Consider the following 6112-nt stretch of genomic DNA (forward strand, 5'->3'; position numbering starts at 1 on the left):
TATGAAATTTTGCGCTGAAATTGAAGTTCTTCAAGGTGATGAATATATTACTTATTATGTGAAAGGTATAAATAAATCTATGCGAGATAAAGCAATTGATAGATTGCTAGAGGATGGTGGAGAAATAACATTTGAAAAATATTGGATAGAATAAAAAGAGGTGATTGAAATTACCGCTTTTACCTTGAACTTGGCAATAAAAATTGTAGGGCTTTTAGCCCTATAATAAGGTAGGGATCATTACTAATGAATATATTGGGGAAATTTAATTATCGAAAGGCGCGGTATTGCTTTTTTAAAAGTTTAGAGCATTTTTTTAAAGGGGTATCTTTACTCTCTTTGTTGCTTTTATTCATATCAAGAACAAAGAACGGTGGTGCAGTAATTATGATTGTTTTTATTGCTATTTGTTCGCTATGTAGACATTGATTTTAAATTCTATAGTAACAATACATTAAGGACGAAATTACGGAGTGTAACCCGTCAGGCTTAACGGGTTAAAATGTTAGTTAAGATTAAATCAAAAAGTCTTCTAGATTTTTATCAACTAAAAATTTAGGTGTGCGGCCTTGTCCTGTCCATGTTTTTTCTTGGCCATCTTCATCAACATATTTGTATTTGGCAGGGCGAGGTGGGCGAGTTGACTTTTTAGGTTTTGCGCTCATTAAACCTAATAGCTCTTCTGGATCAATTCCGTCAGCGATAAGCATTTCACGGTATGCTTCTAATTTATCATTACGTTCTTTATTTTCAGCATGAAGTTGTTCTTCTTCTTGAGTTCGCTCATTAACGACTTGTGTTAATTTTTCAAGTGATTCTTGAAGCTGATCCAGTGATATTTCACGACTAACTGCACGTAAAGAGCGTAAATTTAGAAGTAATTTAAATGTTTCTGACATTATATAAACCTTACTTATCTTGCTGATTAAAAAGATTTTGTAGACATTACTGATATGTAATCGAGTCTAGTCACAATAGTAATCAATATTGTATTGATTGTCATCATAACTACGTACACATGCAAGTTCTTTGATTATTCGTCCTTGTGGTGTTTTTTTGATGAAAATTAATAAATTAATTGTTTGGGCTATCACTTTTTTATTAACGTTGCTTGAGACCTCTTCTATGCATTGCTCAAGTCGTTCAAGACCAAGTAATGCAGAGTTTGCATGGATAGTCGCGACACCGCCTGGGTGTCCTGTGTTCCATGCTTTTAGTAGGTCGAGGGCTTCTCCACCTCGAACTTCACCAACGAGAATACGATCAGGACGATAACGTAGTGTAACCCTTAATAGTTTACCCATCGTCACATTGGCTTTTTCCAATGTTCGCATTATGACGCTATTTTCAGCGGTACATTGTATTTCATTAGTGTCCTCAATAATGATGATCCGATCATCAGAATTATATTTTACCATTGAATCAATAACGGCATTGGTCAGTGTGGTTTTTCCTGAGCCTGTTCCGCCCACAATCAATATATTTTGTCGGTTAGCGATAGCTGCTTGTATGATTTCGTATTGATGTTGAGTCATCGTTCCACCTTGGACATAATCATCCATAGTAAAAACTTTTGTAGCTTTCTTACGAATAGTAAAAGATGTTTGTGCGGTAAGGGGAGGAACAATCCCTTCAAAGCGGCTACCATCAGTAGGTAATTCGCATTCTAAAACAGGGCATTCTTTATCAATTAATTCATTGTGATAATGAGCGATGGAACGAATAATAATATTGGCATCGTCAGGTGTGATCATACAATGTTTGTACATTGGCTTACCAAAGGCTTCAACCCATAGCCAGCCGTCACTGTTTAGCATTATCTCAATAACCGTATCGTCATTTAATAATGCGAGTATTCCTGTTCGTTCTAAATGAGAGTTAAGTGATTTTATTGCTCTTTGTTTTGATTCTGGCATTAATACGATCATCCTGAAGGGGGCTTATGCACATATCCATAGGGGAGTGAAGACATTAAAGCCATCGCAGCGACCCTGTGGGTATGTGTATAAGCCGTAATTAATATTTAAAGGTTAATTAGATCATGTGAAAAATAATAAGGAGGAGGCTTAATACTGAAATACAAAACGTTCCAGCACTAAAAAAAAGAGGCCAGTCTTTTTTAGTTGTTTCTGATTCATGACAACTAATACCGTTATTAAATGCATTAGGTAGGTCATTTTCTATGATGTTTTTAATTTGAGCTATTTGTCTGCGTGTGATTTTCGAATGCTCATTAATTAATTCAGCCTGTAATTCAGATGTGTTTTTTCTTATGATAGCCGTCATGTTTTTTTCAAAAAACATTAATGTATTTTCTACATGAGTATTTATTTCACTATATTGTTCACTAACTTTGTATTGCTGTTGAGTAAAGTACTTTCTAAGTTCAATAGTCAGAAAATTAAGAGCGGCAGCGTTAGCAACGGCAGTATGAAGAATGGGTTCTTCACAAGCAATAACGCCATATTTAGCGGCAAGTATATCTGAAATTATTTTAGCGTATTCGGCATCATTTATAGATAAATCTTCTTTATCAATCATCTTGTTCACCATTAGAAGTAAAGCAAGATAATTCGGTATCTTCTATTGATTGGAATATTTGTTCTTTCATTTGTTTTAGTCTGTTGCGACTAAATAACTTTGAGCTTGTCATTGCTTCATCAAAGGTATGTTTCGCTCCTAGCATTAATTCTAAATCGTTTTGAAATAACTGGCTGGTATTAAAATCAATGGGGATTATCCCTGATATAGCATCACTATTATTTTTGTATAGTGACCAGTCATTGAATTTTTTATTATTCATTAAAATGTCACCAAATTTGTAATTTAGCCAAACAATTACAGAGGTTGATTGAAAGTTTTCTAATATTGACTGCAAGCCTGCTGCGGTATCTTCAAGACCTTGACCACCAGTAATAACAGTATGAATATATATATTATGTCCAGCCTCATTAAGTGCATCTATTATTTCGTTATCAGTTAGATATTTCATTAACGGCATAAAAGAACTAGCACCATTATCAATGATAATGTTTTCGTTATTTGATTCATAAACAAATTCGGCCATTTGTTCAATAACGGTTTCATCAAGAAATGAGCTTTCAGGATTATAGATATTATATTCAATAACCTTAAATGACTTATATTGTGAAAAGGTATGATTAACTGAATCAGTATCAATACACAATACATCTTTACTGATTGATTTTAAATATTGAGTAGTAAAGCTACTAATTAGAGTTTTACCCACACCACCTTTACCTTGTAAAAAGAAATGTATATTACTCATGATGTAAATCCTTATCGTTAATTTATGTTTAGAAAAGTTCTTTTCGGCGTTCGTCAGTCATTGTTGGGTTATGAATGGGTTTTATTTTTTTTCTAAATGGATCTGTATTATCCAATTTAGAATCAATATTATTTCGTTGTTGGTTTTTATGTTGAATGGATTTAACTTTAGGTTCGATATTTGTTGGCTTATTTTTTTTAATTATTTCTTTATTCATTAATTCATAGAATTGTGTTTTCTTTACACCTACCTTGTCAGAGAAACTTTCAAAAATATGAATTATTGGAAACCCTTTATCATACATTTCTTTTATTTCATCTTTGTATTGCCTGAAATTGACAAGGCCAATTCTTCTTTTTTTTGTCATACCGTACCTTTACTGGAAATAAGCGGAATTAGGCGGAAATTAGCGGAGCTTACAGTTGAAAAACACCTACTAATTGGAAATAAGCGGAATTAAACGGAACTAACTGGAATTAAACGGAACAGCTTTTTTTACTGTTAAATCGGGTATATAACAATGGCAAGAAATGTATTTGTGCATACGTGAGCAAGCTCACTATCCCCAAATACTCTTTGTTCTGCGAAGCTGCGACTACCGTCTTTTGTTATTCGCAATAAATTGCTCATAAGGTGAATCATGAAAACTGAAATAATAAACATTAGAGTGTCAGAAGATGAAAAAATAAAACTACAGTTATTAGCAGATAGATCGTCTGCAAGGAGTCTGTCTGATTATATACGCTCAACTTCACTTAATAAAAAAATAGCCACTAAATTTGATAATGACTTAGTTTTATCTTTATTAAAAGTAAGTGCCGATTTAGCAAGGCTTGGTAATTTGTTCAGAATTACTTTACATGAATCTTCTAATTATACACCTGAACAGGTTCAATTAATTCAAGATAATTTAAAATATACATCAGAAAAGTTAAAGAAAATGGTAAGTTAATCATGATAATTAAAGAGATTAAATCAAAGAAATCTACTAGATCTCTGAATAATTTAGTTAGCTATATGCTCGATACTCAAAATGATGGAAGTAAAGTTGATTACATTTCCATTTCTAATTGTATTAATGATGATATTGATTTTGCTCTTATTGAAATGAATTTAATTCAAGGGATGAATAATCGTACCAAGTTGGATAAAACAATGCATTTTGTTATTTCCTTTCCTGAAAATGAAGTACCAAATCGTGAGCAGATGAATGATATAGAGCAGAATATAGCTGACTCTATAGGTTTAGGTAAACATCATAGAATTAGTGTAGCTCATTCAAATACTGAAAATTATCATTTGCATATGGCAATTAGTAGAATTGATCCAGAAAATCAAAAAATGATTAATCCTTATAACTATTTCAAACATGCGGCAAAGGTTCGAGATGAACTCGAAATAAAACATGATTTACAAATGGATTATCGTAGAGAGTATAAAGAACCAAACAACTATAGTATGGATCATCACTCAGGTAAGCAAAGTTTACATTCTTGGTGTCAAGATAATTTAAAACCACAATTAACGGAGTTATTACCAAACTTAAACTCTTGGGAACAACTGCATTCATTTTTTAATGAGTCAGGCTTAGAACTAAAACAATCTGGGCGTGGACTAGTTATTTTAAATAATGACAATGGAGCTGCTATAAAAGCATCATCAATATCACGTGATTTCTCCTATACTAAATTGCAACGTAATATTGGAGAGTTTAAACCTTCGGCTAATAAGAAAAAGACACAATCAAAACAATTAAAGAAAACAAACAAAGATCCATTGTTTGCTAAATATGAAGAATTTAAAGGTGAACGGACTCAAAAAAAAGAATCATCATTAGATTCACTGCGTCTTGATGTTTTTCAGCAACGAGAGATAGCAAAGGCAGAGAATGCCTATCGTCGTTCTAAAATAAAAGAGAATACGATTTTAACGTCTACTCAAAAATTTAATTCTTACCAACGACTCGCTGCAAAAAATAAAGCTGTATCTAGTGTGATTACGACGGAATACGCAAAGGCGCGTAAATCAATATATAACCAATACGGAAATATGACGTTCCAACAGTACCTTTGTTATGAAGCGGCAAACGGCAATGAGGAAGCATTAAAACGATTAAGGGCGAAAGCCAATCATCAAATAATGCGAAATGGTTTATCGGGTGATAAAGATAAACGTGTGACTCAATTTGATAATATTAATGTTGATAAGCAGGGCATTCTGCATTATCAGGTTGGCTCGAATACGATATTAGATAACGGTAAACAACTCACGACAAAATCTGAGGGGCTGCAAGCACATAAGCAACTATTGGAAATGGCTATTATCAAATATGGTAATAATCTGACTATTAATGGCTCTAATGAGTTTAAGGAACAAATAAAGCAATCAGCCGAAATGCTTAATCTTAATATAAAGCTCAATGGAGAACATATTCAATCACACGATCCTGTTAGTCAGTTTATTGATAAGCGAAATCAAGATAAAGAGAAAATTAACACGATCCTTGAGCATCAATTATATAAAGATGAACAGGGTAAATTTGAATATGATGGCTATAGAAATATTGGTAATCAATCTGTTGTATTACTCAAAAAAGATAACGTTTTATTTGTTAAACCTATCGAAAAGAAAATGCTTTCTCACTATAAGTCGATGAAAAAGGGCGCTTCTATTACTATAGGTTCAACATCGCCAGATGAAGTGGTCAAGTAAAATTGGCCACTGATTTGTATTCATTATTAAATCGGCGTTCTGATTCATTCGGTGTCAAACCACCGTTATATTGATGGGGCCTGACTTGGTTGTAATATCGGATAATGTATT

The 6112-nt window shown here is 32.9% G+C and carries 8 protein-coding genes; 3 read left to right on the forward strand and 5 right to left on the reverse strand.

Annotation, left to right across the window (positions count from 1 at the left end; all coding sequences use genetic code 11):
• The first annotated feature begins 1 nt into the window (after position 1).
• Complete coding sequence (locus tag C9I86_RS20080; protein ID WP_158258947.1) at positions 2–154, forward strand: hypothetical protein; 153 nt, start codon at positions 2–4, stop codon at positions 152–154.
• A gap of 361 nt (positions 155–515) precedes the next feature.
• On the opposite strand, the gene C9I86_RS13370 is transcribed toward C9I86_RS20080, so the two are convergent.
• The 5 genes from C9I86_RS13370 to C9I86_RS13390 all read right to left on the reverse strand — a co-directional run bounded on the left by C9I86_RS13370 (position 516) and on the right by C9I86_RS13390 (position 3656).
• Positions 516–899 carry an H-NS family nucleoid-associated regulatory protein gene (locus C9I86_RS13370; RefSeq protein ID WP_107276627.1) on the reverse strand — a complete coding sequence of 128 codons (384 nt, stop codon included), beginning with the start codon at positions 897–899 and terminating at the stop codon, positions 516–518.
• A 66-nt stretch (positions 900–965) separates the two neighbouring features.
• A complete protein-coding gene (gene trbB / locus C9I86_RS13375) occupies positions 966–1916 on the reverse strand; it encodes a P-type conjugative transfer ATPase TrbB (RefSeq protein ID WP_107276636.1) in 951 nt (316 codons plus the stop codon).
• 118 nt (positions 1917–2034) lie between these two features.
• Complete coding sequence (locus C9I86_RS13380; RefSeq protein WP_107276628.1) at positions 2035–2541, reverse strand: hypothetical protein; 507 nt, start codon at positions 2539–2541, stop codon at positions 2035–2037.
• Positions 2534–3289, reverse strand: a complete 756-nt coding sequence (locus tag C9I86_RS13385) for an ArsA-related P-loop ATPase (protein ID WP_107276629.1) — start codon at positions 3287–3289, stop codon at positions 2534–2536. The genes C9I86_RS13380 and C9I86_RS13385 overlap by 8 nt, the downstream gene beginning before the upstream one ends.
• Before the next feature lie 28 nt (positions 3290–3317).
• Complete coding sequence (locus tag C9I86_RS13390; RefSeq protein ID WP_107276630.1) at positions 3318–3656, reverse strand: hypothetical protein; 339 nt, start codon at positions 3654–3656, stop codon at positions 3318–3320.
• 273 nt (positions 3657–3929) lie between these two features.
• Here C9I86_RS13390 and C9I86_RS13395 point away from each other — a divergent pair, with 273 nt between their 5' ends.
• Both C9I86_RS13395 and traI read left to right on the forward strand, forming a co-directional pair.
• Positions 3930–4241 carry a hypothetical protein gene (locus C9I86_RS13395; RefSeq protein WP_107276631.1) on the forward strand — a complete coding sequence of 104 codons (312 nt, stop codon included), beginning with the start codon at positions 3930–3932 and terminating at the stop codon, positions 4239–4241.
• A 2-nt stretch (positions 4242–4243) separates the two neighbouring features.
• Complete coding sequence (gene traI / locus C9I86_RS13400) at positions 4244–6001, forward strand: TraI/MobA(P) family conjugative relaxase (protein ID WP_107276632.1); 1758 nt, start codon at positions 4244–4246, stop codon at positions 5999–6001.
• Positions 6002–6112 lie beyond the last annotated feature (111 nt).

Source organism: Photobacterium sp. NCIMB 13483, from assembly GCF_003025475.1.
In the GTDB taxonomy this organism is placed as follows: domain Bacteria; phylum Pseudomonadota; class Gammaproteobacteria; order Enterobacterales; family Vibrionaceae; genus Photobacterium; species Photobacterium piscicola.

Excerpts from the sequence above, each read along its gene's own strand:
- C9I86_RS20080 (WP_158258947.1), top strand. The coding sequence starts at position 2 with ATGAAATTTTGCGCTGAAATTGAAGTTCTTCAAGGTGATGAATATATT.
- C9I86_RS13370 (WP_107276627.1), bottom strand. The coding sequence starts at position 899 with ATGTCAGAAACATTTAAATTACTTCTAAATTTACGCTCTTTACGTGCA.
- trbB (WP_107276636.1), bottom strand. The coding sequence starts at position 1,916 with ATGCCAGAATCAAAACAAAGAGCAATAAAATCACTTAACTCTCATTTA.
- C9I86_RS13380 (WP_107276628.1), bottom strand. The coding sequence starts at position 2,541 with ATGATTGATAAAGAAGATTTATCTATAAATGATGCCGAATACGCTAAA.
- C9I86_RS13385 (WP_107276629.1), bottom strand. The coding sequence starts at position 3,289 with ATGAGTAATATACATTTCTTTTTACAAGGTAAAGGTGGTGTGGGTAAA.
- C9I86_RS13390 (WP_107276630.1), bottom strand. The coding sequence starts at position 3,656 with ATGACAAAAAAAAGAAGAATTGGCCTTGTCAATTTCAGGCAATACAAA.
- C9I86_RS13395 (WP_107276631.1), top strand. The coding sequence starts at position 3,930 with ATGAAAACTGAAATAATAAACATTAGAGTGTCAGAAGATGAAAAAATA.
- traI (WP_107276632.1), top strand. The coding sequence starts at position 4,244 with ATGATAATTAAAGAGATTAAATCAAAGAAATCTACTAGATCTCTGAAT.